Annotated in this window: 39 protein-coding genes; 32 read left to right on the plus strand and 7 right to left on the minus strand. The window is 58.5% G+C overall.

The window, feature by feature from the left end:
• The first annotated feature begins 67 nt into the window (after window positions 1-67).
• From ACLQ8T_RS05965 to ACLQ8T_RS05980, 4 genes are all read left to right on the plus strand, one after another.
• Window positions 68-1,288, plus strand: coding sequence for a CpaF family protein (locus ACLQ8T_RS05965; protein ID WP_413456021.1), 1,221 nt, complete (start codon window positions 68-70; stop codon window positions 1,286-1,288).
• A gap of 2 nt (window positions 1,289-1,290) precedes the next feature.
• Window positions 1,291-2,142: a type II secretion system F family protein gene (locus tag ACLQ8T_RS05970; protein ID WP_413456022.1), complete on the plus strand. Its 852-nt coding sequence runs from the start codon at window positions 1,291-1,293 to the stop codon at window positions 2,140-2,142.
• Window positions 2,139-3,080, plus strand: a complete 942-nt coding sequence (locus ACLQ8T_RS05975; protein ID WP_413456023.1) for a type II secretion system F family protein — start codon at window positions 2,139-2,141, stop codon at window positions 3,078-3,080. Before ACLQ8T_RS05970 ends, ACLQ8T_RS05975 begins: the two co-directional genes overlap by 4 nt.
• A 487-nt stretch (window positions 3,081-3,567) precedes the next feature.
• Window positions 3,568-3,864, plus strand: coding sequence for a hypothetical protein (locus ACLQ8T_RS05980; protein ID WP_413456024.1), 297 nt, complete (start codon window positions 3,568-3,570; stop codon window positions 3,862-3,864).
• Between the two features lie 470 nt (window positions 3,865-4,334).
• On the opposite strand, the gene ACLQ8T_RS05985 is transcribed toward ACLQ8T_RS05980, so the two are convergent.
• The 6 genes from ACLQ8T_RS05985 to ACLQ8T_RS06010 form a co-directional block, all read right to left on the minus strand.
• Window positions 4,335-5,759 (minus strand): recombinase family protein, encoded by a 1,425-nt coding sequence (locus ACLQ8T_RS05985; RefSeq protein WP_413456025.1) that lies wholly within the window; start codon window positions 5,757-5,759, stop codon window positions 4,335-4,337.
• Window positions 5,756-5,926, minus strand: coding sequence for a hypothetical protein (locus ACLQ8T_RS05990; protein WP_413456026.1), 171 nt, complete (start codon window positions 5,924-5,926; stop codon window positions 5,756-5,758). Before ACLQ8T_RS05990 ends, ACLQ8T_RS05985 begins: the two co-directional genes overlap by 4 nt.
• 95 nt (window positions 5,927-6,021) lie before the next feature.
• Entirely contained in the window at window positions 6,022-6,432 is a 411-nt protein-coding gene (locus tag ACLQ8T_RS05995; RefSeq protein WP_413456027.1) for an ImmA/IrrE family metallo-endopeptidase, read from the minus strand.
• Between the two features lie 112 nt (window positions 6,433-6,544).
• Window positions 6,545-7,309 carry a hypothetical protein gene (locus ACLQ8T_RS06000; RefSeq protein WP_413456028.1) on the minus strand — a complete coding sequence of 255 codons (765 nt, stop codon included), beginning with the start codon at window positions 7,307-7,309 and terminating at the stop codon, window positions 6,545-6,547.
• A gap of 56 nt (window positions 7,310-7,365) precedes the next feature.
• On the minus strand, window positions 7,366-8,115 hold the full coding sequence (locus ACLQ8T_RS06005) for a HipA family kinase (RefSeq protein ID WP_413456029.1): 750 nt from the start codon (window positions 8,113-8,115) through the stop codon (window positions 7,366-7,368).
• A complete protein-coding gene (locus ACLQ8T_RS06010; RefSeq protein WP_413456030.1) occupies window positions 8,108-8,776 on the minus strand; it encodes a hypothetical protein in 669 nt (222 codons plus the stop codon). Before ACLQ8T_RS06010 ends, ACLQ8T_RS06005 begins: the two co-directional genes overlap by 8 nt.
• A 276-nt stretch (window positions 8,777-9,052) precedes the next feature.
• On the opposite strand from ACLQ8T_RS06010, the gene ACLQ8T_RS06015 reads away from it, so the two are divergent.
• From ACLQ8T_RS06015 to ACLQ8T_RS06030, 4 genes are read left to right on the plus strand one after another with little or no spacing between them, the layout of a single operon-like run.
• Window positions 9,053-9,328 carry a hypothetical protein gene (locus ACLQ8T_RS06015; RefSeq protein WP_413456031.1) on the plus strand — a complete coding sequence of 92 codons (276 nt, stop codon included), beginning with the start codon at window positions 9,053-9,055 and terminating at the stop codon, window positions 9,326-9,328.
• A complete protein-coding gene (locus tag ACLQ8T_RS06020) occupies window positions 9,325-9,492 on the plus strand; it encodes a hypothetical protein (RefSeq protein WP_413456032.1) in 168 nt (55 codons plus the stop codon). The genes ACLQ8T_RS06015 and ACLQ8T_RS06020 overlap by 4 nt, the downstream gene beginning before the upstream one ends.
• The gene (locus ACLQ8T_RS06025) at window positions 9,489-10,274 is read left to right on the plus strand and encodes a hypothetical protein (RefSeq protein WP_413456033.1); all 786 of its coding nucleotides are present in this window, start codon (window positions 9,489-9,491) and stop codon (window positions 10,272-10,274) included. Before ACLQ8T_RS06020 ends, ACLQ8T_RS06025 begins: the two co-directional genes overlap by 4 nt.
• 12 nt (window positions 10,275-10,286) lie before the next feature.
• On the plus strand, window positions 10,287-10,421 hold the full coding sequence (locus tag ACLQ8T_RS06030; protein ID WP_413456034.1) for a hypothetical protein: 135 nt from the start codon (window positions 10,287-10,289) through the stop codon (window positions 10,419-10,421).
• 17 nt (window positions 10,422-10,438) lie between these two features.
• On the opposite strand, the gene ACLQ8T_RS06035 is transcribed toward ACLQ8T_RS06030, so the two are convergent.
• Window positions 10,439-11,092 (minus strand): hypothetical protein, encoded by a 654-nt coding sequence (locus tag ACLQ8T_RS06035; RefSeq protein ID WP_413456035.1) that lies wholly within the window; start codon window positions 11,090-11,092, stop codon window positions 10,439-10,441.
• Window positions 11,093-11,125: 33 nt separating this feature from the next.
• On the opposite strand from ACLQ8T_RS06035, the gene ACLQ8T_RS06040 reads away from it, so the two are divergent.
• From ACLQ8T_RS06040 to ACLQ8T_RS06155, 24 genes are all read left to right on the plus strand, one after another.
• Window positions 11,126-11,440, plus strand: a complete 315-nt coding sequence (locus ACLQ8T_RS06040; protein ID WP_413456036.1) for a hypothetical protein — start codon at window positions 11,126-11,128, stop codon at window positions 11,438-11,440.
• Window positions 11,437-11,679, plus strand: coding sequence for a hypothetical protein (locus tag ACLQ8T_RS06045; RefSeq protein WP_413456037.1), 243 nt, complete (start codon window positions 11,437-11,439; stop codon window positions 11,677-11,679). The genes ACLQ8T_RS06040 and ACLQ8T_RS06045 overlap by 4 nt, the downstream gene beginning before the upstream one ends.
• A 34-nt stretch (window positions 11,680-11,713) precedes the next feature.
• Window positions 11,714-13,216: a ParB/RepB/Spo0J family partition protein gene (locus ACLQ8T_RS06050; protein ID WP_413456038.1), complete on the plus strand. Its 1,503-nt coding sequence runs from the start codon at window positions 11,714-11,716 to the stop codon at window positions 13,214-13,216.
• Window positions 13,217-13,227: 11 nt separating this feature from the next.
• A complete protein-coding gene (locus ACLQ8T_RS06055; protein ID WP_413456039.1) occupies window positions 13,228-13,656 on the plus strand; it encodes a hypothetical protein in 429 nt (142 codons plus the stop codon).
• A complete protein-coding gene (locus ACLQ8T_RS06060) occupies window positions 13,638-14,009 on the plus strand; it encodes a WhiB family transcriptional regulator (RefSeq protein WP_413456040.1) in 372 nt (123 codons plus the stop codon). The genes ACLQ8T_RS06055 and ACLQ8T_RS06060 overlap by 19 nt, the downstream gene beginning before the upstream one ends.
• The gene (locus ACLQ8T_RS06065; RefSeq protein WP_413456041.1) at window positions 14,006-15,274 is read left to right on the plus strand and encodes a hypothetical protein; all 1,269 of its coding nucleotides are present in this window, start codon (window positions 14,006-14,008) and stop codon (window positions 15,272-15,274) included. Before ACLQ8T_RS06060 ends, ACLQ8T_RS06065 begins: the two co-directional genes overlap by 4 nt.
• Before the next feature lie 55 nt (window positions 15,275-15,329).
• A complete protein-coding gene (locus ACLQ8T_RS06070; protein ID WP_413456042.1) occupies window positions 15,330-16,160 on the plus strand; it encodes an antA/AntB antirepressor family protein in 831 nt (276 codons plus the stop codon).
• Window positions 16,160-16,618: a hypothetical protein gene (locus ACLQ8T_RS06075; protein WP_413456043.1), complete on the plus strand. Its 459-nt coding sequence runs from the start codon at window positions 16,160-16,162 to the stop codon at window positions 16,616-16,618. Before ACLQ8T_RS06070 ends, ACLQ8T_RS06075 begins: the two co-directional genes overlap by 1 nt.
• A complete protein-coding gene (locus ACLQ8T_RS06080) occupies window positions 16,618-16,917 on the plus strand; it encodes an NrdH-redoxin (RefSeq protein ID WP_413456044.1) in 300 nt (99 codons plus the stop codon). Before ACLQ8T_RS06075 ends, ACLQ8T_RS06080 begins: the two co-directional genes overlap by 1 nt.
• Complete coding sequence (locus tag ACLQ8T_RS06085) at window positions 16,914-17,192, plus strand: hypothetical protein (protein ID WP_413456045.1); 279 nt, start codon at window positions 16,914-16,916, stop codon at window positions 17,190-17,192. The genes ACLQ8T_RS06080 and ACLQ8T_RS06085 overlap by 4 nt, the downstream gene beginning before the upstream one ends.
• Complete coding sequence (locus ACLQ8T_RS06090; protein ID WP_413456046.1) at window positions 17,189-17,512, plus strand: hypothetical protein; 324 nt, start codon at window positions 17,189-17,191, stop codon at window positions 17,510-17,512. Before ACLQ8T_RS06085 ends, ACLQ8T_RS06090 begins: the two co-directional genes overlap by 4 nt.
• The gene (locus ACLQ8T_RS06095; RefSeq protein ID WP_413456047.1) at window positions 17,509-17,841 is read left to right on the plus strand and encodes a hypothetical protein; all 333 of its coding nucleotides are present in this window, start codon (window positions 17,509-17,511) and stop codon (window positions 17,839-17,841) included. The genes ACLQ8T_RS06090 and ACLQ8T_RS06095 overlap by 4 nt, the downstream gene beginning before the upstream one ends.
• Window positions 17,838-18,251, plus strand: a complete 414-nt coding sequence (locus ACLQ8T_RS06100; RefSeq protein ID WP_413456048.1) for a hypothetical protein — start codon at window positions 17,838-17,840, stop codon at window positions 18,249-18,251. Before ACLQ8T_RS06095 ends, ACLQ8T_RS06100 begins: the two co-directional genes overlap by 4 nt.
• Before the next feature lie 2 nt (window positions 18,252-18,253).
• Window positions 18,254-18,505, plus strand: a complete 252-nt coding sequence (locus ACLQ8T_RS06105) for a hypothetical protein (RefSeq protein WP_413456049.1) — start codon at window positions 18,254-18,256, stop codon at window positions 18,503-18,505.
• Window positions 18,498-18,812, plus strand: a complete 315-nt coding sequence (locus ACLQ8T_RS06110; protein ID WP_413456050.1) for a hypothetical protein — start codon at window positions 18,498-18,500, stop codon at window positions 18,810-18,812. Before ACLQ8T_RS06105 ends, ACLQ8T_RS06110 begins: the two co-directional genes overlap by 8 nt.
• 64 nt (window positions 18,813-18,876) lie before the next feature.
• The gene (locus ACLQ8T_RS06115) at window positions 18,877-19,209 is read left to right on the plus strand and encodes a hypothetical protein (RefSeq protein ID WP_413456051.1); all 333 of its coding nucleotides are present in this window, start codon (window positions 18,877-18,879) and stop codon (window positions 19,207-19,209) included.
• Window positions 19,206-19,490: a hypothetical protein gene (locus ACLQ8T_RS06120; RefSeq protein ID WP_413456052.1), complete on the plus strand. Its 285-nt coding sequence runs from the start codon at window positions 19,206-19,208 to the stop codon at window positions 19,488-19,490. The genes ACLQ8T_RS06115 and ACLQ8T_RS06120 overlap by 4 nt, the downstream gene beginning before the upstream one ends.
• Before the next feature lie 88 nt (window positions 19,491-19,578).
• Window positions 19,579-20,964, plus strand: a complete 1,386-nt coding sequence (locus ACLQ8T_RS06125) for an HNH endonuclease (RefSeq protein WP_413456053.1) — start codon at window positions 19,579-19,581, stop codon at window positions 20,962-20,964.
• Between the two features lie 23 nt (window positions 20,965-20,987).
• Entirely contained in the window at window positions 20,988-21,716 is a 729-nt protein-coding gene (locus tag ACLQ8T_RS06130; RefSeq protein WP_413456054.1) for a hypothetical protein, read from the plus strand.
• A gap of 272 nt (window positions 21,717-21,988) precedes the next feature.
• A complete protein-coding gene (locus ACLQ8T_RS06135; RefSeq protein WP_413456377.1) occupies window positions 21,989-22,168 on the plus strand; it encodes an HNH endonuclease in 180 nt (59 codons plus the stop codon).
• A 264-nt stretch (window positions 22,169-22,432) separates the two neighbouring features.
• The gene (locus ACLQ8T_RS06140) at window positions 22,433-22,990 is read left to right on the plus strand and encodes a hypothetical protein (RefSeq protein WP_413456055.1); all 558 of its coding nucleotides are present in this window, start codon (window positions 22,433-22,435) and stop codon (window positions 22,988-22,990) included.
• 43 nt (window positions 22,991-23,033) lie between these two features.
• Entirely contained in the window at window positions 23,034-23,414 is a 381-nt protein-coding gene (locus ACLQ8T_RS06145) for a hypothetical protein (protein WP_413456056.1), read from the plus strand.
• On the plus strand, window positions 23,411-23,842 hold the full coding sequence (locus ACLQ8T_RS06150) for a hypothetical protein (protein ID WP_413456057.1): 432 nt from the start codon (window positions 23,411-23,413) through the stop codon (window positions 23,840-23,842). Before ACLQ8T_RS06145 ends, ACLQ8T_RS06150 begins: the two co-directional genes overlap by 4 nt.
• A gap of 13 nt (window positions 23,843-23,855) precedes the next feature.
• A complete protein-coding gene (locus tag ACLQ8T_RS06155) occupies window positions 23,856-25,391 on the plus strand; it encodes a hypothetical protein (RefSeq protein ID WP_413456058.1) in 1,536 nt (511 codons plus the stop codon).
• The last annotated feature ends 8 nt before the right edge of the window (window positions 25,392-25,399 follow it).

Genomic DNA, 25,399 nt, shown 5'->3' on the forward strand with positions numbered 1-25,399 from the left:
CGACGACGCGCTCGCCGATGGTCCCCGACTTCGGGATTCTCCAACAGGAAAGCCAAAGGAGCCAGTGGTGGATGCGCTGTCCATTGTCGAAGACGAAGTACGCGAGCTGGTCCGGCGTCGCGGATTGGACCCAGCCAAGCAGCCAGCGATGATCCGGGCCTTAATAGACGAAGTCATCCGAGACTACGACGAACGCGCATTGCTTGGAGCTGTGCCTTCACTTGGATCGCTAGAGGCCGCCCAACGTTCAGTTTTCGACAACGTGTCCGGTTTTGGGCCGTTGCAACCCCTGCTGGATGATCCTTCTGTCGAGGAAATTTGGGTCAATTCGCCGCATCAAATTTTTTGCGCCAGAGGCGGCCAAAGCGAACTGACCCACATCCGCATGGAATCGGCCGAAATTGCAGCACTGGTAGAACGGATGCTCAAGTCCTCTGGCAGGCGCCTGGATCTTTCCCAACCATTCGTCGACTGCCAGTTGCCCGATGGGTCTCGTCTGCACGTCGTGATTCCGGATATCACCCATGAGCATTGGGCCATAAACATTCGCAAGTTCATAGCACGCGCAGGAAAGCTTGAAGACCTGGTCGAGCTTGGATCATTGAGCGAGCAAGCGGCGAGGTTCCTTTCCACCGCCATCGGCGCAGGTCTTAATGTCATCGTGACTGGACCTACCCAAGCCGGCAAAACCACAATGCTCAACTGCCTGGCATCAGCGATCGGCCCCAGGGAACGAATCATCACCATCGAGGAAATTTTCGAGCTCAATCTCTCGCTACGGGATGTCGTTGCGATGCAAACTCGTCTCGCCAATCTTGAAGGAACTGGCGAAATCACCATGCGCAGATTGGTCAAGGAAGCTCTGCGCATGCGCCCTGAACGCATCATTGTCGGCGAGGTTCGCGAAGCAGAGTCCTTGGATATGCTGATTGCGTTGAACTCGGGAATCGCGGGGCTGTGCACCTTGCATGCGAATTCTGCCCGTGACGCGATCACGAAAATTTGCACCTTGCCCCTGCTTGCCGGACCGAACATCACCAGCGACTTCACCATCAAGACGGTAGCCGCATGCATTGACCTAGTTGTCCATTGCGTACGAAGCCCCCAGGGCCATCGCTACGTCAACGAAATTCTCAGTGTGCGCAATCGAGTGGAGGAGGGGCAAATTGAGTCCTCGACGCTTTTCGAACGGCAGGCCGATCGTCTGCAACCGGCCAGGGGCGCTGATTGGTCGCATGAAAAGTTCGATGTAGCTGGCATCAATATTGCCGACCTGATGGCGGTGTAGCGGTGGTTGCTTTCTTTGCTCTCCTTGGCGGGCTAGGCATTGCCCTCCTGATTGACTGGTTGCTGTTTGCCCCGTGGGAGAAATCGCCTAAACGCAGCTCGGCGATCAAGAACGCATTGCTCCATGCTGGCATGAGCAATCTGGCGCCGACAAAATTCATCGCTATTTGCGCGGTCTGCGGCCTGACTTTCGCGTTGGTGACCTTGGGACTCACCGCTTCGTGGCTCTTCGCCGTCGTGTTTTGCCTCTTTGGGTCATTTGCACCATGGGTCTATCTACGCCATCAGGCAGCAAAACGCCACGCGGCGTTGCAAGAACAATGGCCCGAGGTGGTTGACCATTTGCGAAGCGCTATCCGGGCAGGTCTCTCGCTTCCTGAAGCCTTGAGCCAGTTGGCAGTGGTGGGACCGGGCGTATTGCGGCCTCTATTCCGGGACTTCGCTTTGGACTATCGAGCCACCGCGAACTTCGCCGTGGCACTGGACCAGCTGGGCGAACGATTGGCAGACCCGGTAGCTGACAAAATTCTCACGACATTGCGCATCACCCGTGAGGTCGGAGGCACCGACTTGGGCCATACGCTCACAACGTTGTCGGCATTCCTGCGAGATGACGTGCGAACACGAGGAGAACTCGCGGCCAGGCAATCATGGATTGTTTCAGCAGCACGTCTGGCCGTGGCGGCGCCGTGGATCTTGCTGCTGGTCCTGGGCACCCAGGAAGCGGCGAAAGATGCGTATATGACATTCGGGGGAGTGATCGTGCTCGGCCTCGGCGTGGTGGTTTCGTTCGTCTGCTATCGAATCATGCTCCGGCTTGGTACCTTGCCAGTAGAAGAACGAGTGCTGGCATGAGCAGCTATACGTCATGGGCGGCGCTTTGCGGTTTGGGACTTGGTCTCGGACTATGGCTGGTCTTCGTGAACCTGCCGGGCTGGCGCAGAATGGCCTTCGCTGATCGTATTGCGCCGCACGTCCGTGTCGGCGTTCGAGGCTCGCGCATGCTGGAAGACTCCTGGCACTCGGACTCCGGGCACTCGGCTTTGGGCCAGCTAGCTGCCCCTATGCTGCAGCAAATCAAGAAGCTGGCTAGCTTGCACAGTCCTTCTGCGGATACGCTCCGGAAGCGCCTGAACGCTGCAGGATTGGAAATGAGCCTCGTTGACTATCGGTCCCAGGAAATTGTTTATGCTTTGGCTGGTTTGGTAGCAGGTTCTGCATTCATGGCTCTTGCTGCCGTCCAGTATCAAGTTTCTTTGTTCTTATCAGTGCTGGTTGTCATTGGTTTTGGAATTTCGGGCTACGCCTTGCGTGGTTGGTGGCTTGGCGAACAGATCCACCGGCGGTCCAGAAAAATATTGACTCAATTCCCCACCGTGGCCGAGGTGCTGGCGCTAACTGTCGGCGCGGGCGAATCCACAACGGGAGCAATCGAGAGAATATCGCGAATCTGCCATGGAGTGATCGGCGAGGAATTCACGAAGACCTTGAACGACATTCACGCAGGTACGCCAATGGTCCAAGCTATGCAGAATATGTCTGACCGGATGCAAGTTGGGGCGATGACGCGCTTTGTCGATGCGATCGTTGTTGCCACAGAGCGGGGCACGCCCTTGGCACAAGTGCTCAGAGACCAGGCACAGGATGTTCGCGATGCATCGAAACGCGAACTTATGGAAGTTGCCGGAAAACGTGAAATTTCCATGCTCATCCCGGTGGTATTCGGGATTCTGCCGCTCACGATCGTTTTTGCCGTATTCCCCGGCCTAGCGCTATTGGAGATGAGCTACTGAACGGTGCACAGAAAATCTTGAATATCTCACTATGAATTCTTTTAGCACGTTGGAAGGGCTGTCATGAACCACGTACAACAAATGATGCTCAAACTGGCAATGCAGATCATCGCAGCCGGTGAACTACTCATTCATAAGCTTTCTCCGAAACTCAGGGATAGCAGAGGCGACGTTCCGGGGTGGGTCATGATCACGCTCATGACTAGTGCCTGATTGCTCCTGTCCTTTGACTAGGGAACGCTCCCTCGTGGTTTCCTTTCGCTTGTTGGTGGCCGAGTAATTAGTGCGAGGCAAGGGTTAGGGAAGGGGAACTGAACTTATCCCCAGAAGGGTGACTTGTCATCCATCTGTGGAAGTAGGATTGGAAGTTCCGTAACAAATGAGTGTAGGGTCTATTTTTCGGGAGCATGCACAGATAGCATGTAAACGTCAACTTGGTTATCCACAAGCATAGTGGGTGATCGGCGGATCGAAAGGAGGCGAGAACGTGGCGTTAGATGACGCAGAAGTTCTCGTTCAGTCGATTGGACTCCATGCCGTATCGGCAATTGGTAAAGAAAATCTTCGCGCCCTCGAAGTGGCACTTGATGCAGAAAATGGCGAGGCTCACATAGTTGTCGTCCTGCAGAACGAGACGGAAGAGCAAATCCTCCGAGCCACCGACAAGCTAAATGACTTGCAGATCCTTTTCTTGGGTGAAGTAAGCATCAATTGGGCATTCGAAGAACCAGGTTCCAGAACCCGCACTGTACGGGCAACTGAGAAGCAGTACCAGTACGCCTAGCATATGGAACCGAGCGTCGAAGAACTAGAGCGATGGGCCGCCCCTCACTGGAGGACGGCCCAAACTCTGTTTAACGCGGAAGACCCATGGGCTGCAGTCCCTGCGTTCTACAGCTGCTACCAGCTGCTTCGGGCCGCCCTAATCAATGATCCGATTTTCGACGACAGCAATTTGCTTCAACAAGCACACCACACTATCGCGCCAGGAGACCGGTTCGAGAGCAAGCACAGCTTCGGGGGCCTTAGTCGTCCTCAGCTCGGACTGAACGAACTTTGCATCGTGCTGTACCCGCATGTTGCCAAGTTCTACACCTTGGCCCATCAGGCCAGTGTTGGAATAAGGTACGAGGGTGGTCTCCCTCGGCACATCTCACTGCAAGCAGCAATGAACTACTGCGAGACCTTCCGCAGCGAGTACTTGGCCAGTCACCTTACTCACGCAAAATCCAAGGCGCTGAAAGCTGCCAACGGCTAACCTTCGGGCATGGCTTCCCAACGAGCCACGATCTGCACCTCAGCACGCGGACGGCCAGGTTTCACAGTAATCTTAGCCACCACCCTGGCCAGCAGCTCACGCTTCACCTCAGCCGGCATATCACCCCACTGCGACATCAAATCCGGTGGCAGCGAAACTGGTTCCGCACGGGCCTCGACCCGGCAGGCCATCAATTGATCGTCCAAAGACTTCTTCTCACTGAGCCACTGATCACGCATCCGCTCATACACTTCCTGCGGAACCGTCCCATCCACCAGCTTCTCCGTCAGCGCCTCCAACCTGGACTCCACCTTGATCAGCGCTCGCCGGAGGTGTGGTGTAGGGTCTGCGGGCTTCGGGACGGTGGATGCGCTGTTGGTTGCCTGGTTGATTTCGTCCGCTAGATCGGACAGCCATGGGAGTAGGGTGGCTTCGATGGTGCTGTTCATGACGTAGCCGCCGGGGTGGAGTTTCCATTGGGCGGCCCCGCTACAGCGGTATTTGAGGGTTCGGTCGGAGCCAAAGAGGCCGGCGTACATTCCGTGGCCGCAGAGCTCGCAGAAGATCAGGCCGGTGTACGGGTATTTTCCTTTGGTGCTGGATCGGGTGACCCTGCGGCTCTTGCGGCGCACCTGGAATTGTTCCCATGTTTCTTCGCTGATCAACGGTTCGTGGATCCCTTGGCGGACTTCTCCTTTGGAGATGAAGCGGCCTGAGGCGAAGGGGTTGTCCATGATGCGGCGTACGGTGTTTGCTGACCAGATGCCGGGCTTCGGACCGGTGTAGCCTTCCCCTGGGTTTGTGGGTCCGGCGTTGAGGTAGTCGGTGATCTCGTAGAAGGAGATGCCGGTGATGTATTTGCGGTAGCACTCCTGAAGGATTGGGCCTTCGACGGGGTGTGGGGTGAATCCTTTGGCCTTGTCGTATTGGTAGCCGAAGCGTTTCTTTCCGGTGGCTGGCAGGCCCTGTTCGATGCGGCGCCGGTGTGCTTCTTTCCAGGTGTCGCCGATGCGTTCGGATTCGAAGGCTGCGAATTCTGCGAGCATGCCGCGGGCGAAGCGTCCGGTGGACGTGCTCACGTCGACTTGCTCGGTCGCTGATTCGATGCGTCCGCCGGCGGCTTCAACTTTGTCGATGGCCACGGCCCAGTCCAGGCGGGCGCGTGAGAGGCGTGACCATTTCCAGAGGATGATGACGTCGGCGTGCTGGTTTTCGATCATCTTCATGACGCGCAGCACGGCCGGACGCTTCCAGGTTCGCCCGCTGATACCGTGATCGGCCTCGACTGCGACAACGTCATAGCCCGCCTGAACGGCGTAACGGCGCCCTGCGTCCTCTTGTAGCTCAAGGCTGATGGATTCTTCCCTGGCCACGGATTGGCGCAGGTAGAGGATTGCCCGAGGGCGTGCTGTGCCGTTCACTTCAGCCTCCCGGGCCGGCCGGGGCGGGTCAGTTCATCCAGTCGGCCGATGAGCAGCTTCAGGAGGTTGTCGTCTTCGGCGGTCGCTTCTCTTGGTGAGCATCCGAAGGCGGTTGCAGGAAGCTCGATCGGCGTGATTTCTTCCGGAGTGGTATTCGAGTTCTTCACAATTTCTCCTGTGGGTATCAAATGTTTATTCGAGTGTGTGCCGTGAATGGTGTGGGGCGGCAAAGTTCTTGCGAGGTGTGGATACTGTGGGGCGGTTACGCGATGTGGTCTGAAGGTGGCCAGAGCGTCTGGATCTCGTCGCCGTCGAGGGTGGCCATGCGGTCCAGCACAACTTGTTCGGTGACGCCTAGCTCGTCGGCCATTTCCCTGGGGCAGTTCGACCATCCGGCGACTCTTCGCAGGTCATCGAATTGCACGAGTCGGCGCGCGACCATGAGCTGTACTTCTCGCTCAACTGAGGTTGGTTGGCATCCGACGTGCCCTAGCTCCAGGTGAATGATTTCATGCATGAGAACGCACTTGGTCTCGGCTTCAGAGAGTTCGGGGTCGATGAAAATGGTGTTGTCGACAGTGCCGGCGGGAATAGCTGAGTGCGGCCTGGTCCAGACGATGACGGATGCTGCGAAGTCGCGCAACGCACCCCACGCGGCGAGTGAATGAATCATAGTTCGAATATATGTTCGAAAATCACTGTAGGCAAATTGTAGAAACTACAACAACGATTTACTAACGGCCAAGTGAACCGGGATTCGATTGGTTCCCAGTTGGAGCAGGGGGCTACGCGGCGCCTAGAACATCAAGAAGGGTATTCTGCGCATTTTCTTGCTCGATATTGATTGGAAACGCGCCAGCTTCGAGAGGCTGCAACATTGTCTCTACGCGCTCGGAATCCAGATCCGATTCATCGAAACTTGTTACCGCGACGAACACCGCATGGCGATTAACGCGATGCACAGCATCGATTGACGCTTTGAAGGAGTACACGCTGCTGTGACGAAGTGGAATTGGCGCGATCACCTTCAGTTCAGAACGATTTGAATATCCAAAAGGAAACTCGAGATCGAGCGTGTCCCCGAAGTTATCCCACCGACCAGGCAGCTTAACTTTCTCTTCAAAACGAATTGGCGCTGATTCCAAAAATCTGCGGACTCGATCGCTAAATGATTCCCGCTCACTAATCGATGAATCCACCATCTCGGCAAAGTAACTGTCCGTGAATCTTGCCCAGTTATGTGTTTCACTGAGGTTCACGCCAACTTTGCGAGCAATAATATTCGACGGCTTGCTCGTCTGGAACCGGATAACGGCTTCCCAGTCGTTAGCGTTGGCCGAACGCTCTAGGAAATCACGCCATTGCAAGTAGTAGCCTCGTGCCAGGTTGAACCGCCTCAGCCAGCGGGTATCTACGTCGCCGGCAGCGTCCAGCCCTCCCAGGCGTAGATGAATCCTGCCATCGGGATCTTCTACAGCCACGCCAATATTCCGTCCTTCATGGAGGCGCAGGTCGTGAAAATGCTGGATCAAAAATAGGTTTGCTGGCATGAAAAAACACCTCCTGGAAAGTCGTAAGTACAAGGGTAGCGACACAAGGCGACAGGTTAGAAAAGCTGATCCATCCCGCTTACAGGGCTAATCGAGCCCGTATTGCCCTTAAGTGCTTCCTTAGTCAATGAACGGATGTTCGCCGATCGTATCCTCAAAAAATTAGCATACGCTTTAGCGGTTGCCAGACTGAGTAGCCCCCGCTTTCTCGCCGAAATGATTGCCCGTTCGGCGTACTTCACACCGTGGAGTCTAATGCGGGAACTCCAGTCATCAAGGTCTTCATCAGTGATGCCCTTTCGGGCAAGATGCGACATATTTAGCGGTAACGTGCTGCACTCTTTCAGCCAATCGATACATTCATCTCCGTCTCGGTCACCGCAGAAAGCCAGCTCGTGATCGATCGCCCAGAGTCCAATATCCTCACTCCAAACGAAATTATCCTCATGCCGATCGCCATTGAAGATCCACTGATCAAACGCAATAACTCCACAAAGAACGTAACGTTCGTTTTCCAACATAGATTCATAGGTTGTTGGGGGAAGGACTTTCCCATCACGAGAAGTAATCCCGGATACCCAAGCCTCGCGACCCTCTGGAATCGATGAAATCTCTCCGAACGGAACTGGGAGGCCTAGATAATTGGCCAGACGAGCGGCCAGGTACTCATGCAAAATGAGGCGCCGTCCTGTCGTTTTCTGAGCCTTCACGAAAACATGAGCCATTCCCCGCCACATGTCATTCGATGATTCCGTCTCCGGAAGCTCCAGACTCTCGACGAGAAGTCCTGTTTTAGGTTTACTCATCGAAATCTCCCGGATCTTGGCTTTCCTCGCCGCGCTCGCCGTGGGCTTCTTCCCATTTTTGGCGTTCGGATTTGAAGTTGTGGTGTGCCGCCATTTGGTGGTGGCCCGGGTTGGGGTAGTTGCGGGCTTCTTCGCCGAATATTTCGGTGACACCTAGTTCGCCTGGTGCGGTCTTCTGTCCAAGGCGAGGGTCACCCTCGGGCGCCACGGCTCGCAGTCGAGGGGAGTTGCTGTTGTTCGCTTGTCCTTCATTGGTGCTTGGCGCATGGTTTACCTCATCCAGCTGCGCTAGCAGCTTCTGTTCGTGTTTGTTTTGCTTCACGAACTGACGGGCAAGATCAATCATTATGCGGCGCTGGTCTGCTTTGAGGGTGTCAACCTCAGGCGGAAGTTGCTCAGCGAATGGTCGCATGGGCATGGTCATGTTGGCTGCTTCATACACCGTCGATAGAGGAACCTGGGCCATCTTCGAGAGGGCTTCAAGGGTGGCTCGGGTCGGTCGCGATGTGTAAGTGCCTGCAAGGATCTTGTCCACAGTCGTGTACGACAGCGTCAACCCAAGCTTCTTTGCTTCACGATCCAGGGCGCGTCCTCGGATCCCGCCATGAATATCAGAAGCGCGCTGTGCAATATCGCGCAAACTGGGGTTTTCGTTGTCCATGCAGACAATCCTCCGTGCTGTTGTTTCAGTAATACCAGCGGGGCACCGTTGAAGAAATAAAAGTGACTATCTCAGATTACCCGGAATCATTGGGTATTTCAGGGCATGGCTTGACAAGTGAATGACAATTGAGGTTAGCTTCACTTGTATTCGTTTTACAGAGGAGGCAGAATGTTCTTGCGACGACCTAAGGCGCGATTTTGCAGGGAGGCTTATATGGAGCCACGTGATCGGGAAATGTTCCGAAGAGCACGGAAGCGGGAGGATCTAACACAGATGGATCTGGCAGTACTGTGCCGCTGTACGCAGGCAACGATTTCAGGCCTCGAAACAGGAAACCTCAAGGCCTGTTCGGAAGACTTGGCCAAGGAGATAGCCCGTCGCTTGAAGCTTGATGTGGAGGATTTGTTCATACGCAAAGAGTCCTCACGCGTGCAACGAGTGACAAACGCGGCTAGCTCCACAAGTCAAGGCCATCAGGCCGAGACGCGGACGGCCAAACCTGGAAAGCTCCGACCGATGCCGGGAGCCGGAAAGCTGAGTGCGGCATGACCACCAATGAAGCCAAGAACAACCTCCAGGCCCAACTCGACGCTCAGGCGCTCGCCGAGCGGGTGACCGTCGATCGCAAGGATCTGGAGCGCGTGCTGCAGTGCATCGACGACGTGCATGAATGGGCAAGGAATTTCCCACGGCCATCAGGAGGTGCGTCATGAGTGAGTTCAAATGCGCAGAGCCGGGCTGCGACTACCACGTCGGCATCTCCAACGGCCCGAACCTCACCCCAGAGGACTGGGAATCCGAGGACTACTACTTCCAAGAGATCGAGGAACACCAGCAGATGCACAGGGAGAAAACCGATAACGAGAAGCAGGACAACTACTTCGTCAACGTGGACCCGGAAACGGCCTCGTGGCTCGACGGACAGGGTCTGATGCGGTCATGGCTGAACAAGAGCGGGCAGGCTGTGCCTAACCCGCTCCATGTTCCTGGGCGAGCGATTAGTGATGTTGTGGGTTCACCATTCGCGCGAATTGCTGCCGAAGGTGATCGACTTGCCGTCCCAGTAGATACGCCGGGCATTGCGAGCTCCGACATCTTCCCTGAAAGTCCTCAGAAGCTTAGCATCCGACTCGAAACGCTCGGAGCTGTAAGCATCGACGGACGTCTTCGCATTGATGTGGAACATGACGCCGTGAGAACTACCGGTGCTGATCTCAAGTTGAATGTCGCGATGGGCTCCATGAGACCGCCACACGTCGATTCCTTCAACGAGCGCGGTAACGACTTCGGGGGCGGCAGCCAGGGCGGCATGCCCGTCGATTCGGAGCCAGATTTTCATTTTTCCCTCTCGGTAGGTGGTGCGCCGCGTGGCGCGGTTGGTGGAACTTCCGAGTCTACCGAGAGGGGCCTAACTCCGGGTGTCCCGGAAATGAAAGAGCACCCAGCAGTTGCAGCTGCTGGGTGCGATGAAACCAAACATTCAAACGGTAAGTAAGGAGTGATTTCAATGTCCAGTGTATCGAACACCGTTGAGACCCCGCAGGCCGAGGCACGGCCATCGCGGGAACAGTGCCTGCGCGAGGCTGCTGGCGTCTACGCGAGCTGGCGTGCAGAGTCCAGCGTTCAGGCGGTGGCGGCGTGAGCAAGCAGAATACTGCTTCAGTCGAAGTCTCCGAGGCTCATGCGATCTTCGACATCGTGGTTGCCAGGCTTGCCAGTTCCGGTTTCCCAATCGATTCGTTCTCTGAACCAGTGGTATCCGTATTGAATTGCCATGGGCGGCAATCCAGCGAGTCCGTAGGGGCTTCGATCTTGCCGCCGAGCGTAAGCGCGTTTTTCTTCCTCGAAAGCTCGTACTTCGTCGAGGTAGGTGGCTCGGGCCTGAGGGCATTCGATTTGGACGCTGCCGCCGCCGGGGACAGATTCAATAGCTTTACGAATCTCCACGTCGTCAATGGTCAGAATAATTCGCACATTGAAAGCTTCGTCGTCACCCCTGTTGGTGAAGGTATAAATGCCTGGCTCTTGCCAGTAGCTTTCCCAATGGATGTTGCTTGTGTCGCGTTCGCGCGAATCGGTTCGGCGAGCAATCGTCAATGCTTCTTCGCCTATTTCGCGGGACTCTATTGCGATGCGCTTGCTGTCCTCGGCGATGAGGTTGGCATCCGCACTCAGCTGATTCGCAGTATCAGCCTTCTCGCCAGCTTTCTTCGCATGCTTATCGGCGCTCCTGCTGGCGCTGACTGCCCAGATGGCCGAGCTCAGCGCTATGAGCAGCGAGAGGGATGAGATTAATAATGACGTTAATTCCACACATCAAATTTAGCTCAGAAGCAGGTGGCGGAGATGTCTAAGGTCGAAGGCAGAGTGCTGATCATCCCGCGTGGGCAGCATGAGCACTCGGCGAAGCTGACCGCGTTCTGGGATAGCGATTCGAAGGCGGACCGCGCCCGCCAGGTCAAGAAGGCCGCGACGGCTTGGGCACGGAATAAGTACCGGGGAAATGCCGTGTATGTCGATACGTCATCCATTGCCAAGGAAGGCGACGATGGCGCCGGCGTGCTGTTCGTGAACGGCATCGAGTACGCGAAGGTCACCAGCTTCGTGTACGTCCCGAAGCCGGTGGACGTGGCCTCGCTGTTCGATGGCGGTGCACGATGACCGCGGACAAGGTGTACCAGCTGGCCCATCGCCGCATGTGGATCCTATGGATCCCCATGGTGGCTGTCCTGGTGGCCGCGGTGGTCGTGGCGAGCTACCAGCCGAACGGGCTGGCCACGGTGCTGCTGATGATCACCGGCATCGTCGCCTTCTTCGCGGTGGTCGATTGGGTGAACGCCGAAATTCGGGCGCACCGGATCATGCGTGCTGAGGCCGAGCTGCTGCCGGCCAGCCACTAAATTTTCTGACTTGCACATTCTTTGGAGGGGACTCGTGTCTCAAAAACCAGGGCAGCTGAAGATGCTGCCGATTACTGCGATCCATCCGGATCCGGACAATCCTCGTACCGATCTGGGCGGTATTGACCAGCTTGCCCACGAGCTGAAGTCCGTGGGCCAGATGGAACCGATCAAGGTCTACCCTCACCCGGAGCGGGAAGGCGACTGGAAGATCCTGGGCGGCCACCGCCGCCATGCGGCCGCGCTGCGCGCAGGCCTGACCGAACTGAATTGCCAGGTCGTCGAGGTTCCGCAAAACCCGAGACTGGCCCTGTACCTGGACGCCATGTCCACGGGCACCAACCACTTGACCCTCGACCACCTGGGGCAGTCGCAGGCGATCCAGGGCATGCTCACCGAAGGCAAGACTGAGGCCTGGGTGGCGAAGAACTTCCAGATCGACAAGGCCGAGGTGAAGCCGCGCGCTCGCCTGGCCAGCCAGCCGAAGGTCGCCAAGCTGCACGAACGCGGAACCATTGACCTGCTTACCGCCGCGGACATCCTCGATGTGGAGAGCGAGACTGGCGACGGTTCGCTGTTCGACAGCGTCGTGGAGGAATTGGAAGACACCCGGTGGAAGCAGCGCCAGCAGGACGTCACCCGACTGATCGAGCAGAAGAAGGCGAACGCAAAGCGCGATGTGCTCCGCACCGAGCTGACCGGCCAAGGCGCTGTGGAAATCGATTCCGAGAACCGGTACAGCGGCCGCTGGTCCAAGACCGATGCAGTCCTGTCCATCGATGAGCACATCGCTGCAGGCCACCAGTTCGACGTGAGTACCCCGGAGTCGGTCAACTGGTGGGCCAAGACCAAGGCAAAGACCAAGCAGGTCTCTCCGGAGCGCAAGGCCGAACTGGAATTGGTCCGCCGGCTGAATGGCACGTTGCCAACTTCGAAGGCTGCTCGCCAGCAGTTCGTGGTCTCGAAGATCCGGGACAAGAAGGCGCTCACGGACGCCGATGATCGTGAGTTGTTCGCTGACGTCGTATTCGCCAATGACTCGCTGACTGAAGCGCGTAAACGGTTAATCGCGCAGGCCATTAATTTGCCGTACCCAGAGCCAGAGGGTGACGAGAGCGAGTACTCGGAACCGGTGAGAAGGCGTCGCTCGGTCTGGGAAGAGCAAGCCTTTGAACTCGTATACAAGATGACCTTGGGCCAGCAAGTGCGCCTGTACGCGTGGCTGCAGGCCGCAGATGCCGAGGACATGTCTCACAAATTCAACCTGTATCAGCGGGATTCTTGGGAGAAAGCTGCTCGGTGGAAGCCGATGGCTACCTGGTATCGGAGGCTGATCAGCCTCTTCGGGTACATCCCGGACCGCGACGAGGTCGACGCGATGCGTCTGGCTGCAAGCCAAGACCAGCAGGGCAACCAAGGATTGGACGTTGAACTACCGGTGGGAGCCGAGGTGACTTGCGCGGGCTGTGGCCAGCACCAGGTGATCGCGGCCGACGCGTCCACCCCGTGCCCTACCTGCGATGGCGGTGATAACTGATGCCGTGGTTCATGACGAGCGACGATGAGGCGATGGCCCGCCAGGTTGAGCAGGAGACCGCGGAGCGGGTTGTCCGGCTCAAGTGCCAAGCTGCGCACCCGTCGACGGCCGGCACGGCACCGGTGATCCGGATGGTGGATCTGAAGCGTGGTTACGAGCAGATTCAGCCCGGGTGGAAGTACTGGATGGACTATCCGCGAGTCACGATCAGGCCGGTGCCAGGCATGGCCGAGGGAGAAACCTTGTGGGTTGCGACGCTCTGGTTCATCCCGGGCAAGCCGGTCCTGGTCAACGGCGTGCAGGTCTCGCGCACGTCATCGAACAGGGACGAGTTGTTCTGGTGGGCGCAGCGCACCGTGGAGGAGTTCAAGAGCATCAGCGACTTCTTCACCACGGGCCAGCTCGGCAGCGACCGCATGCGATGGGCGCCGCAATGGTGACCCGGCGCATCCCGTCGATGATCCAGCAGGCTCCGGATAAGTCCACTGACCCGAATGCCTGGATGGATCAGGCTGCGTGCGCGGACATGGCCAAGACATGGGACTTCCGCAAAGACGGGGACCCGTTCTACCCGATCAGCTCGGCACCGTTCGCCGCGCAGCCGGGAAAGTCGATCTGCGCGGGATGCCCGGTCGTCAGCATTTGCTACGAGCACGGGCAGAGCAATCCGAACAGCCGGCAGTACGGCACTTTCGGCGGTCTCAGCCAGGAAGAACGACGCACCCGGTACAAGCTCAAGCAGCGCGTCGAAGCGAGCCGGAGAAGACAAGAGAAAAGGAAGGCCAGCAAATGAGCACCACGCTTGAAAAGGTGAATGCAGCGCCGGTCGGGAAGATCACCGACTCCGTGGCCGTGACTGTTTCGGCACGGGAGATCCTGGCCGTGCTGAAGAAGGTCCGCGCCAGCGTCCGGCCGCCAGCGCCGGCAACCACCTTGACCGCCCTGCGGTTCGAAGAAACCGGATGGGTCAGTGCAAGAACGTTCGACTTTGAGATAGGCCTTGGTGCCGAACTCGGAACGATGAGAGGCGGGATGATCCACGAACGCCTAGTCCTTGGCAACGTGCTGATCAACGTCCTGACCGAGGTGGTGCGCGGCGCCGTCAAGGACTTGGAGGTCACGCTCCAGTGGACGTGGGATGAGAAGGAAAAGATCAGCCGACTGCAGTTGGTAACCGACGGGTTCGAGCTCGGCGTTCCGTCCGCTCTGGGCAGCTCGTCCCACGAGGGTTACTTCACCACAATCCATGGCTGGCCGGCCCCAGAATCGATCAAGGACCCGAATGGGACGGCGCTGGTCGATGTCCAGGCGTTCCGCGCACTGATCGACCAGGTAGCGCACGCGGCGAGCAAGGATGTCACGCTGCCGGCGCTCACCGCGATCAGCATCGAATTCTCCACGGACCGTATCACTGCGGCAGCGACCGACCGATACCGGGTAGCGAAGTCCTGGATCCCATCACGGGTCAACTTCAGCGGGAGAGTCCTGATGCTGGCCAAGGACTGGGCGCGGATCCGCGTCCTTCTCGACAAGCCAGGGGACATGCACCTGTTCCTCGCCGGGAAGGGTGAAGCCGGAGGCTTTAAGCGGCTCCGGCTGAAGGGTGAGGGATTCGAAGCCTCCACCATGGCCTACGACGGCCACTATCCGAAAGTTGGCACGCTGTACGACGTGGCCTGGAAGCAACACGTGACCATCTCGGCCGCAACTATGATGCGCGCAGCCCGGATCATCAGCACCGTCACCGAACGCAACACCCCATTGACGCTGGAATCCGCTACAAATCACGCAGCCCTGCAAATTACCGGACAAGCCTTTGAAGCCCAGGCCAGATCACCCCTGGTCCCTGCCGAAGGAATCACAGAAGAGGGCATCAGAACAGCGTTCAATCCGGAATTCTACAAGGCCGCGCTGAAAGCTGTCGCCGGAGACAAGATCCGCCTGTCCTTCTCCGAGATGGGAAAACCCGTCCGAGTCACCAACGGCGCCGAACCGCTGGAGCAGCTAGTGACTGAGCAGATGATCATGCCGGTCCGTCTTCCGAATCCGGGCGAGTAACCGGTGAAACCTTGTTTCGTGAAAAACAAACGAAAAAACTTGTTTAGGAGTTGAGATGCAAGACAAGCTGCAATTCCCAGGAGAGGCACAAAAGGCCGATGAGCTGATCCCGATCACGGAGTATGACGGCAAGACCGCCGTCAGCCTGCGGGACCTGCACGAATTCTTGGAAGTTTCGACAAAGCTCAAGGACTGGGCCCCGCGCATGTTCGATTACGGGTTCGTCGAGGGGCAGGACTACGTCGAGGTTTCGCTCAAAAATGAGCAGAACCCTCTCGGCGGCCGCCCCGCACGTAACTGGGCGATCACCTTGGATATGGCCAAGGAGCTGTCCATGATCCAGCGCACCGAGCGGGGCAAGCAGGCCCGGCAGTACTTCATCGCCGTGGAGAAGCGTGCAGTGCAGGCAGCGCCGGCCAAGCCGTCCGGCGCTGAGCTGCTGGCCATGGCTGTGATCGAGGCGCAGGCGATGATTGCCGCGAAGGACCAGCACATTGCAGCGCTGGAGCCGAAGGCGGATTACGCGGACATGGTCAGCGAGTCCGAGGGACTGCGCACATTGATGGATCTGGCCAACGACTTGAAGGTGCACGCTGCGGCGAATCAGCCGGGAGTGAAGGTCTACCGGGATGACGTTTTCGACCTGGCCGGGGAGTTGGGGCTGATCATCCGGGGCAACACTGTCCGTAATAACCAGCCTACGGCGCGCGGTATTGAGGCGGGCTGGGTGCGCCCGCACGAGCACACCTACGAAAAGTCCGAGGGTGCCTTCGCGACCAAACGGTATTCCAGGCTCACACCGCGGGGTTACGCCCGGGTGTGGGAGGAAGCAGTCAGAAGATTACGAGCTGGCCAGCCGCTGGCCAAAGGAAAGGACGCAGCCTGATGCGACTCTACAAGATGCAGATCACCAATTACCCCGCCGAAGCGTTCGGGAAGCCGTACAAGGATCCTGAATCCGGCGAGACGTTCTCGGACTTTGACCCCTCGTGGAAACCTGTCGGCTGGAAGGAATGGGTAGATGAGGTGGCCGAGCTTGGCTACGTGTGGGCGAGGCGTTGCCGCGAGGAGGGATACCCGTTCTTCTGGCCGTCCGAGAAGCGCACCTACCAGACGAAGCAGGCCGCGGAGTCCAAGGCCTGGGCTGTCCGGCGCTGGGGCGGCCAGGCGATCGTGCTGGAAGCCGAAGTCGGTGAGTTCGTCGAGGTGGAGACCGCCAAGCGGAACCGACAGCAGGCGAAGGATCTGGAGAAGGCCGAGAAGCTGCGCGCCAAGGCCCAAATGCTCAAGCAAGAAGCCGAAGAGCTGGAACGCTCCGCCAAGCAACCGGATTGGGACTTCTAATGAACCGACTAGTGACCCTGTACACGAAGCCTGCAGCTTCCGAGCAGTGCGCTGACACGGTGCGTGCGTTGAACGCCGCAGGGATCCCGTTCCAGGAGATCGTCGTGAACCCATCGGATCAGCAGTCCAACGATGAGCTCAGCCGTATTGCGAAGCAGCTGGGGGAGCCGGAGACGATGCCGTACGTCTTGGTGCTGGACCGGGACACGGAGGACATCCACGGTTGGTTCGGTTTCCAGCCGGACAGGATCCAAACCCTGGTCGAGGAAAGTCCTGCAGTCGAAAGCAGTGTGGGATGACGTGGGAGCAGCTGGGCTTGGCCTGCCAGGTCTACGCGGTTGGATTGCTGATCTGGATGGGCTTGGCTTTGGCGGCGCTGTTGATGGCGACGACCACCGTTGTGCAAACGGCCGGCGCGAGACGGCTGGCCTCGAAGTGGGCCTCGAGAATGTTCCTGCTCGCCTGGGCATGGCCGGTTGTCCTGCTGGTGGGTCTGCTGCGGGGTTTCGGGAAGGCAGTGCAGTACCTGGTCGATACGGCCGATTTTGAAGAACTCTGGAAGGGAAAGAGATGACCGAGAACATTACTGTCCAGGAAATGGGCGAAGACAGCGACCTGTGGATTGTCACCGGAACCACGGACGCGCACAGCGCAGAGGAAGCGGTGCGCCAGTGGTGCGAGAAAACCATGGAGCAGACCATCGAAGCGTTCCTGGACGCGGACGATCTGGTGGAGTTCACCATCACCTTCCGCAAGGACTGGTATTGGCTGCCTGGCGGAGATCCGGAGAACCCACTGGATGAAGCCGCCTTGGTCTATCCGAAGTTTGACCTGATGCTTCCGGACATGGCGGCAGTCATCGGTCCTTTCTCGGGATTCCTGGTGAAGGCATGAGCAATCACAACATTGACAGAGCTATCGAGCTGGCCGGCAAGATCGCCAACGCGGAAAAGACGGGACAGCCGAACCTCGCGGCCTTGTACGAGGCGAACATGGTGCAGGCCATCGCTGACGCACGCAGGGAAGTTGCAGCAGAGCGCTTGGCTCGCACCGTCCAGGGCGCGATCAACGTCCTGATGCGGAACATTCGGCAGATCCTCAATGAGATCGCGGCCGCGTTCGGCATCGACGCGCTGAGCCCCGCCGCGCAGGCCGTTCTGTATCGCCAGAGCGATTTCGCGCTGGTTGGTCCCGGCTCCGGATCGCAGGGAGGAACCCGATGAGCAGCAGCAAGGAAACAGAGGCCGGTTTCAGTGAGCGCACAGTTTTGGCTTATCGGGAACTGGCCGAGCACCAGCCACGCACCTACAAGGACGGCTGGCGCTGCGTGAAATGCGGATTCGTCGCTCTGCCACGCGAAATGAATGGATCTGACGACCCCTACACCATGCACCAGATCGAAGCGATCCTCCCCATCATGAGCGAACCGGACGAGGAGGAAACCAAGAAGCTGGCCGACGAGACGATCATGGCCAGCGTCAACGAGATCACTTTCAGCGATGAGAAGGGCAAGATCAACGTCGGCCTGGCCATTTTCGAGACTGCCTGGGTCCTGAAAGCACTCAGCCTTGGAAAGCGTGTGCGCCTGCTGATCCGCGAGAACGGGCCGGAACTCCAGACGGGAAAGCAGTAGCCATGACCGACCAGACCAGAGAAACTGACACGCTCGAATTCGAAATGACCGCAACTGCGAATAGCGGAATCCAGGTTCCCATGAGCATCACCATCGAATATCCAAAGGACCACGGGTTCTATGCGGTCAAGGCTCTTGAGCTGCTACCCGCTCAGGTGAACCAGTTCTACCAGCAGATGATCGACCGGTCGGACATGTCCACGCTTCATGCCCTCATGAACTTGCAGAAAGAAGACGGTGGAGACGATGAGTGATCACAAGATCAGCGCCGACGGACTGAGCATCGAATGCCACGCACCGGGCAATGCGGATTGCCGGATGCGGCCAGACTGCGACACCGAACGGTGGGACGAGTTCTATTGCACGGCTCACGACCCATCCCATCCCGTAATCGGCGGGCATGACTGCTGGAAGCTTCCATGGGTGAACAGCACGATGCTCGATGAAACCTATAGCGGACCCGGCGCGCCAGTCACTATCTACCCCGGAAGGGGCGTGCGGATCAGCTGGGAAGGCGATTACTGCACATGGGACTACGAGAGAGGAAACACCAATGCCTGATACCCCGCTAAACCCGGACGCGCTCGAAGCCATGTCTCGCGTAATGAATCCACCTGCATGGAGCGTGATCGAACGATACCCAGAAGATGAACTGGTGATCATGACCAAGGAAGCTGAGCTGTCCAAGGCCGAGAAGCTTGCCCGTGCCTACGTCGCCGTCGCCCAGCCGGCAGTGAACAGGGCGGAAGAACTCGACGCGTTGCCGGTCGGAAGCGTTATCGCAGACCTCTACGACGATCGCGGCGACGCGCCCGTTGTGCTGTGCAAAGCCCTCAACCGGGATTGGGCAGCGCTCACCACTGGTACGCAAAATGGTCGACAGTGGTGGACATCCGCAGAGATCGCTCACGTAGCCAGACGGCTACGTGTCTTGCACCGCCCGGAGGTGGACGCGTGACCGAGTCAGCGAAGCAAAAACGCCCCAGGAGAGATAGCCCGGTTCCACATCTCGACCCGCTGCGGGACATGGACGAGATCCAAACCGGCGGACTCAACAACCTTGAGCATCTGGGACTTCACGCTTGCATCAACATCCCAGGCGAACCGCGACTCTACGGGCGCATCACCTACATCACCCACCAGCTCCACGCCACCATCGTGGAACTCACCTGGAACGGGGTCCAGATTAAGCACCGCAGCGATCCCGAGCAAGTGATCAGGATCGAGACCACAGCGTGATGCGGATACTCGTTACTGCCAGGTCGCCGCCGGCCAGCCCAGCACCGTACAACTCAGATTTGATCCATTGTGAAAGGAGGGAAAAGAATTGCCATTCTTCCAAGTAGACGACCAGCTCCACGTCAACCCGAAAGCCTCAGCGCTCGCCGAAGCGGCGTTGCAGGACGATCTGGTGGGCATGGCAGCGTTAGGGCTCTGGACTATGGCAGGAAGCGTCACGCAGGCCGCGTTGACAGATGGCCTCGTCTCCCACGTGCAGCTGATGAAGATTCTGCTCAATAGCGATGCAGTTGATCTCTTGGCCGCACGGTTGGTTGAGGTGGGGCTGTGGCACACGGCCGGGCATTCCTGTGAGCAGTGCCCGAAGGTCAAGGAAGGGCATTATCTTTTCCACGACTGGTTCCAGTTCGGGTATGACAAAGGCGTTGAAGTGCGCCTGGCCAGAGCCAAGCGCAAAGAGCTCAACGATCCGCAGATCAAAGCTGCGGTGTGGGCTCGCGACGCCGAAGACTCGAAGTGTTCCAGGGGAAGATGCCGCTATTGCGGCGATATGGTTTTCAAGAAGACCAGCAAGGGCGATAAGCGCCCTGAAATGGATCATGTTGACCCGACGTTGGCGGTCGGCGTTAGGAATATTGTCCTTTCCTGTGCCCAGTGCAACAGGGAAAAGGGTAGACGCACTCCAGAGCAGGCCGGCAAGGCCTTGCGCCCAGCTCCAGTCCGTGAAACCGCTTCGGCTCCGTCGAGCTTGACGATCGCACCTTCGGGTTCGCAGAACGTCGCTCCGGAGACCGAAGCGGAATCACCGGCTGTCGAGCCGGTGCAGCAGGATCCAGCCGTTCGATTCGGTCTCAGCCTCTCCACGGCATCAGCTCCAGCATCATCTCCGTCGAGCTTGACGATCGCACCTTCGGGTTCGCAGAACGTCGCTCCGGAACCAGCTGTAGAAGTAGATGTGTTCGAAGGCGAAGAGGCCGACATGCCAGCCTGGGCAGCTGAGGAGAACCCTGATATTCCGGCGGCAATGACCAAATTAGCGACCATCGATGGTCAGGTAAGCGCACCATCAATGGTCGAAGAGCAAAAAGCTATCTACGGGCGCGCGCATACGCGTGCACGGGCTGGCAGGGCAGGGCAGGGTATGGAGGGGTCAGGCTCAGGGTCAGCCCTGGGTCAGCCTGAGGTGCCCACCGATCCTGCTAAGCCCCGACGATCTAGATCCAGACGTAGACGGGGCAAGAAGAGCCCTGCCGTTGGAAACCAGACCTCTGCCGCTCTGCCTAATCCAGAACCTGTAGCTATCTCTCATGATGCGGGGGAAGCTCCTGAGGTTCTTGCTGGTGGCAGGTTTGGGTCGAGGTACTACGGGGTCAAGGGTCAGAAGGTGGACGAGCCGAATACGTTGTGTGAGATCCACGGGTTGCAGTTGCCATGCAGAAAGTGCCAGGACGCGGCGGAAGTTGGCCGTGCGTGATCGAGACAAGGAGGGAAGTTCCAGTGCCCGAGCATGAGGACGTTGAAAACTGTGGATGTTGGGGATGTGTGCAGAAATCTGTAGGGGAGAATGCTTTGACGCAGGAAATTGTGGTTAGTCCGAGTCAGCAGTTGAAGCGTGCCAGGACGTGGCGTTTGCGTGATCGGCTGTTGTCGTGGTCGCCTGAGACTTTGTGGGTTGAGGGTCAGGGGCCTCGCATCGGTATGCAGAAGCCGTTGCTGTTGGAGCTGCAGGAACAGATCAGGCCTTCGGGTGAGGTCGGTGCTGGCGGTGGTGGCAGTGTTGAGCCTGGCCTGCCGGTGGCTGCTGATGCGTTGTCGTTGATGCAGGACATTGAGCGGGAGATGAATGAGCGGATCTGGTTGCTGCCTGATGCTCTGGATCGGCCTGAGAAGTTGGGGGAGCGGATTCGGTTCTGGGTTGACGCCTTGGATGAGCATCCGCACTTGATCGATGAGTGCCACAAGATCCTTGGGTCGTGGGTGCGATCGATTGAGGAGCTGTTCGATCCGCCAACGGTGGTGCGGTTGCGTCGTGTGTGCCCGGCGTGCCATTCGTCCCATGTGCTTGAGGAGGTCAATGGCGACCAGGTGCAGAATCGTGCCCTGGTGGCCACGATCCGAAGAGAGGCCACCCCTAGCGTGTCGATCCAGTGCAAGGTGTGCGGTGCCGGGTGGTCCGGTGAGAGCATCCATGAGTTGGAGGAGGCGACCCGGGCACGCGAGGAATAGCCCCCGCGTGCCTGGTTTCCGAGCTGGGCTGCGCGTGGTGTAAGCTGAAGGCACTTGCTACACGTGTGTCCAAAGCACGTTGACATGAGAGGGCTGGCCTTAGATGGCTGGCCCTCTCGTTCGTTAATGACTTGTGCGTGGAGGTGGGTGTGGCGACGTCTCGCACCGGCACGGCGACATGGAAGCGCGTGGTTGTCCGCGTTCGGTGGCGTTGCAGAGTGGTTGAAGGCCAGACTGAGTGCCCGTTGTGCTCGGTGACGTTGAACTGGCAGGTGTCGAAGCAGCCGAACTCGGCAGAGGTTGACCATATCGTCCCTCATGCCCGTGGCGGCGAGGATACCGAGGAGAACGCTTGGGTCATTTGCCGGCGTTGCAATGGCTCGAAGGGTTCCGGGCTGGCGCCGAAGCGGGTTCAGCATCATGCGCCGTTGAGGAATTCCGGGCGCTTCTGAGCTTGCCTGGTAGTCGGCGGTGTGTTGTTCGGAGCGCCTGGGGAGGGGCCCCTCCCGGGGCTCCGTTTTCCTCGCACCCCCGGGCATAGCGATATATCCCCCCGGTCCTCTGACCTGATGTTTTGAAATTCATTCGACGCTGACTAGGCGTTATGTGAATGAGTCGCGCGCCGTGCTGGTTCCAAGGTTGTTGACTAGGCGTTTTGTGGTGAAGAACCCCGGAATCATGCGGTTTTTAGCGTTACAGTTTGGTAGAATTGGAGCATGAGGAAATGCGAGCATTGCGATAAGGACCTGGCCAGCTGGCGCAGCCGTCGGGCGCGCTTCTGCTCAGTCCGCTGCCGCGTTTCCAGACACCGCGCCAACCGCCAACTGCCCAAGGATCTGACCTCGCGCAACTGCTGGGTCCGCCGCGATGCGAAGAAGCGTCCACTGATGGCCTCCGGCAAGCTTGCATCGGTCAGCGTTTCGAACGGCTGGACTACCTACAAGGACGCCAAGGCTTCAACCGCAGGCGTCGGCTTGGGCTTCGTGCTCGACGGATCAGGCATCGGAGTCATCGACCTGGATCACGCTTTCGACGCCGCCGGCAAACTGCACCCCTGGGCTGCAGAAGTGCTGGACCAGAACCCCGGCACCTTCACCGAGATATCCCAGTCCGGAAACGGCATCCACATCTGGGGCTACATGGCCCCGCGCCGCGGCCAGCGACTCCGAGACGGCCGAAACATCGAAGTTTACTCAATGGGCCGGTACATGGCACTCGGAACACCACGCCGCGGCACCGCAAACACGCTCAAACCACTCGTTATACCCATCTAGCGCAGTTCAATCGCTGCGCTCGCCGTAAAGGAGCGCAGACCTTATGACTGCTGGAAATTATCCTGAGAAACAGCAAATGATCGAGGCCATCCGACAAGCCGATGGACTGGGGCACAAGGTGGCCATTGTGCTGCCGAAGCGTGCCGGTCAGGTACGGCGGTTCCTGGATGAGCTCGTGGCCTTGTCCAACCCGTTGCGCGTCAAGTTGATCCGACGGGTGAACGGATTGGAAGGAATCACCTTCCACAACGGCGGAGAAATTCGATTCTTCGCCCCGGCGCGCACCATCCGGGGATACTCCTGCGACGTGCTCATCGCTTCAAGCCAGTTCTCGGAGGAACAGATGAACGAAATTCTCCCCGCGAACTTCACCAGCAAGAACCCGATGCTAATCCGCTTGGGCGACCTCAGCGCCCAGCCATGAACAGCGAACCGGCTGGCCTAGGCGAGCGCGGTTCCAAGCTGTTCCGGGAGCTCACCAAGGGCGAGAAGAACCCGCTGGTCATCCAGACCGTGATTGAAGCAGCCCGCGCCGCTGACCGGCTCGACGATCTGGACCGGGCGATTCAAGGCCAGGGCGTACTCGATTTGATGCGGGCCACCATCGAAGACATGGAGAAGTTCCCAGAGAAGATAGAAATCAAATTGTCCTTCTCCGGGGTGCTCATGGAGGGGCGGCAGCAGCAGGACAACTTCCGAAAGCTGCTGGCCGAGGTCTCCAGGCTCAAAGCGTCGACGGCAGCCAAGGAGGACAAAACTCCGCAGCCCGCTGAAACACCGAAGGAAGACAGCTCGGTGGAAAGCGAACTGGATCGCCGCCGCAAGGCGCGGGAGGCGCGCAAGAGCGGATAGGTGGTGATGCCAAGTGCTGCTTGGTAGCCAGGTTCCGCTGCACAACACCACGCCTGAGGGCGACACCTTCAACGACGACCACGGCGAAGACGCTGTCTGGTACGCGGAAAAGTTCGGCCTCGTGGCCGACCCGTGGCAGGACACCACCGTGCGCTCCTGGTTGCGGCAAACTGCCGAAGAAAAGTGGGCGTGCTCCGTCGGAGCTGTGACCGTCGCCCGCCAGAACGGCAAGAACGGCGCTCTGGAAATCGTCGAGCTGTACTTCATGGCCGTTCTCGGCATGAGGATCTTGCATACCGCTCACGAGGTGAAGACGGCGCAGAAGGCTTTTGCCCGGCTCAAGCACTTCTTCGGCGAAAAACCTGATGACCCGAACGCGAAGTACCCGGTGCTGAACCAAATGGTTCACAAGGTCCGCAGCGTGAACGGCCAGGAAGCGATCATCCTCAAAAATGGTGGCTCCATCGAGTTCGTGGCCCGTTCCAAGGGTTCGGGCCGTGGCTTCACCGTTGACGTGCTGGTGCTCGATGAAGCCCAGGACATCAACGAAGAGCAGCTGCAGGCGCTGCTGCCCACCATCTCGGCCGGCCCGGCGCAGAACCCATTCACCATCTACATGGGAACCCCGCCATCCGTCGAAGAGCTGGCCAAAGGCAATGGCCGGCCGTTCCTGCGCGTCCGCACCAACGCACTCAAAGGGCTGCAGAAGGTCGCATGGGTCGAGTTCGGGTCGCCAGGCTTCGTCGAGGACATGACCCCCGAAGAGCTGCTGGAATACGTCGAGGACCCAAAGAACCACGCCGCATCCAACCCGGCCTACAACGTGCGCATCATGCCTTCCACCGTCGAGGGCGAGCTAAGCCAGTTCAGCCCCGAATCATTCGCGCGAGAACGCTTGAACAAATGGCCCAAGAGCTTGGAACACGTCTCGGTCATCTCCCAGGAGCGCTGGAACGCGTTGGCCGTCGAGACCCCGCCGAGAGCTGCGTCCGACCGTTGGCAAACTGGTGCGTTTGGCGTCGATATGAACCGCGAACGCAACAAGGTAGCCATCTCCGTCACCTCCTACATTCCGGAGGACGAGGAAACGCTGGCCTTGGAACTGATCGCTGCCGCGGACTACGACGACGGAGGCACCGCGAAACTCGTCCAGTACCTCTGGGACCGGGCAAAGCGCATCCATCCAGTCATCATCGATGGGCGCTCGCCGGCGGTTTCGCTGGTGCCCTACCTGAAGAAAAAGAAGATGAAGGTGCGCGTGCTCACTGGTGGCGAGTTCGTCGAAGCGTCCATGGGCTTCTATGACTCGGTGATGCGGGACAAGACGGTGATGCATTTCGCTGAGCCCCGCATGGATTCGTCACTGGAAGGCCTGGGCAAGTTGCCCATTGACAAGACCGGCGCGCAGTGGAAGTTCGTCCCCATGGACATGACCAAGCCATTCCACCCGTTCATGAGTGGTCTATGCGCTCATTACGGGTCAGTCAAATTCGTTCGCCGCCGCATTGGCGAGGGCGCAGAGCAAGAAGCTGTCCATGGCTTCGGATAAGGAAGGAG

The sequence above is a fragment of the Glutamicibacter sp. FR1 genome (genome assembly GCF_047300825.1).
GTDB classification, from domain to species: domain Bacteria; phylum Actinomycetota; class Actinomycetes; order Actinomycetales; family Micrococcaceae; genus Glutamicibacter; species Glutamicibacter nicotianae.

What these genes read in the sequence shown, in the direction of transcription:
- ACLQ8T_RS06045 (WP_413456037.1), top strand. Translation starts at nt 11,437, where the DNA reads ATGACCGCGGACAAGGTGTACCAGCTGGCCCATCGCCGCATGTGGATC.
- ACLQ8T_RS06150 (WP_413456057.1), top strand. Translation starts at nt 23,411, where the DNA reads ATGAACAGCGAACCGGCTGGCCTAGGCGAGCGCGGTTCCAAGCTGTTC.
- ACLQ8T_RS06110 (WP_413456050.1), top strand. Translation starts at nt 18,498, where the DNA reads ATGAGTGATCACAAGATCAGCGCCGACGGACTGAGCATCGAATGCCAC.
- ACLQ8T_RS06065 (WP_413456041.1), top strand. Translation starts at nt 14,006, where the DNA reads ATGAGCACCACGCTTGAAAAGGTGAATGCAGCGCCGGTCGGGAAGATC.
- ACLQ8T_RS06090 (WP_413456046.1), top strand. Translation starts at nt 17,189, where the DNA reads ATGACCGAGAACATTACTGTCCAGGAAATGGGCGAAGACAGCGACCTG.
- ACLQ8T_RS06070 (WP_413456042.1), top strand. Translation starts at nt 15,330, where the DNA reads ATGCAAGACAAGCTGCAATTCCCAGGAGAGGCACAAAAGGCCGATGAG.
- ACLQ8T_RS06005 (WP_413456029.1), bottom strand. Translation starts at nt 8,115, where the DNA reads ATGAGTAAACCTAAAACAGGACTTCTCGTCGAGAGTCTGGAGCTTCCG.
- ACLQ8T_RS05975 (WP_413456023.1), top strand. Translation starts at nt 2,139, where the DNA reads ATGAGCAGCTATACGTCATGGGCGGCGCTTTGCGGTTTGGGACTTGGT.
- ACLQ8T_RS06055 (WP_413456039.1), top strand. Translation starts at nt 13,228, where the DNA reads ATGACGAGCGACGATGAGGCGATGGCCCGCCAGGTTGAGCAGGAGACC.
- ACLQ8T_RS06105 (WP_413456049.1), top strand. Translation starts at nt 18,254, where the DNA reads ATGACCGACCAGACCAGAGAAACTGACACGCTCGAATTCGAAATGACC.
- ACLQ8T_RS06095 (WP_413456047.1), top strand. Translation starts at nt 17,509, where the DNA reads ATGAGCAATCACAACATTGACAGAGCTATCGAGCTGGCCGGCAAGATC.
- ACLQ8T_RS06085 (WP_413456045.1), top strand. Translation starts at nt 16,914, where the DNA reads ATGACGTGGGAGCAGCTGGGCTTGGCCTGCCAGGTCTACGCGGTTGGA.
- ACLQ8T_RS06100 (WP_413456048.1), top strand. Translation starts at nt 17,838, where the DNA reads ATGAGCAGCAGCAAGGAAACAGAGGCCGGTTTCAGTGAGCGCACAGTT.
- ACLQ8T_RS06040 (WP_413456036.1), top strand. Translation starts at nt 11,126, where the DNA reads ATGTCTAAGGTCGAAGGCAGAGTGCTGATCATCCCGCGTGGGCAGCAT.
- ACLQ8T_RS06060 (WP_413456040.1), top strand. Translation starts at nt 13,638, where the DNA reads ATGGGCGCCGCAATGGTGACCCGGCGCATCCCGTCGATGATCCAGCAG.
- ACLQ8T_RS06145 (WP_413456056.1), top strand. Translation starts at nt 23,034, where the DNA reads ATGACTGCTGGAAATTATCCTGAGAAACAGCAAATGATCGAGGCCATC.
- ACLQ8T_RS05995 (WP_413456027.1), bottom strand. Translation starts at nt 6,432, where the DNA reads ATGATTCATTCACTCGCCGCGTGGGGTGCGTTGCGCGACTTCGCAGCA.
- ACLQ8T_RS06030 (WP_413456034.1), top strand. Translation starts at nt 10,287, where the DNA reads ATGTCCAGTGTATCGAACACCGTTGAGACCCCGCAGGCCGAGGCACGG.
- ACLQ8T_RS06010 (WP_413456030.1), bottom strand. Translation starts at nt 8,776, where the DNA reads ATGGACAACGAAAACCCCAGTTTGCGCGATATTGCACAGCGCGCTTCT.
- ACLQ8T_RS06015 (WP_413456031.1), top strand. Translation starts at nt 9,053, where the DNA reads ATGGATCTGGCAGTACTGTGCCGCTGTACGCAGGCAACGATTTCAGGC.
- ACLQ8T_RS06075 (WP_413456043.1), top strand. Translation starts at nt 16,160, where the DNA reads ATGCGACTCTACAAGATGCAGATCACCAATTACCCCGCCGAAGCGTTC.
- ACLQ8T_RS06140 (WP_413456055.1), top strand. Translation starts at nt 22,433, where the DNA reads ATGAGGAAATGCGAGCATTGCGATAAGGACCTGGCCAGCTGGCGCAGC.
- ACLQ8T_RS06000 (WP_413456028.1), bottom strand. Translation starts at nt 7,309, where the DNA reads ATGCCAGCAAACCTATTTTTGATCCAGCATTTTCACGACCTGCGCCTC.
- ACLQ8T_RS06020 (WP_413456032.1), top strand. Translation starts at nt 9,325, where the DNA reads ATGACCACCAATGAAGCCAAGAACAACCTCCAGGCCCAACTCGACGCT.
- ACLQ8T_RS06080 (WP_413456044.1), top strand. Translation starts at nt 16,618, where the DNA reads ATGAACCGACTAGTGACCCTGTACACGAAGCCTGCAGCTTCCGAGCAG.
- ACLQ8T_RS06025 (WP_413456033.1), top strand. Translation starts at nt 9,489, where the DNA reads ATGAGTGAGTTCAAATGCGCAGAGCCGGGCTGCGACTACCACGTCGGC.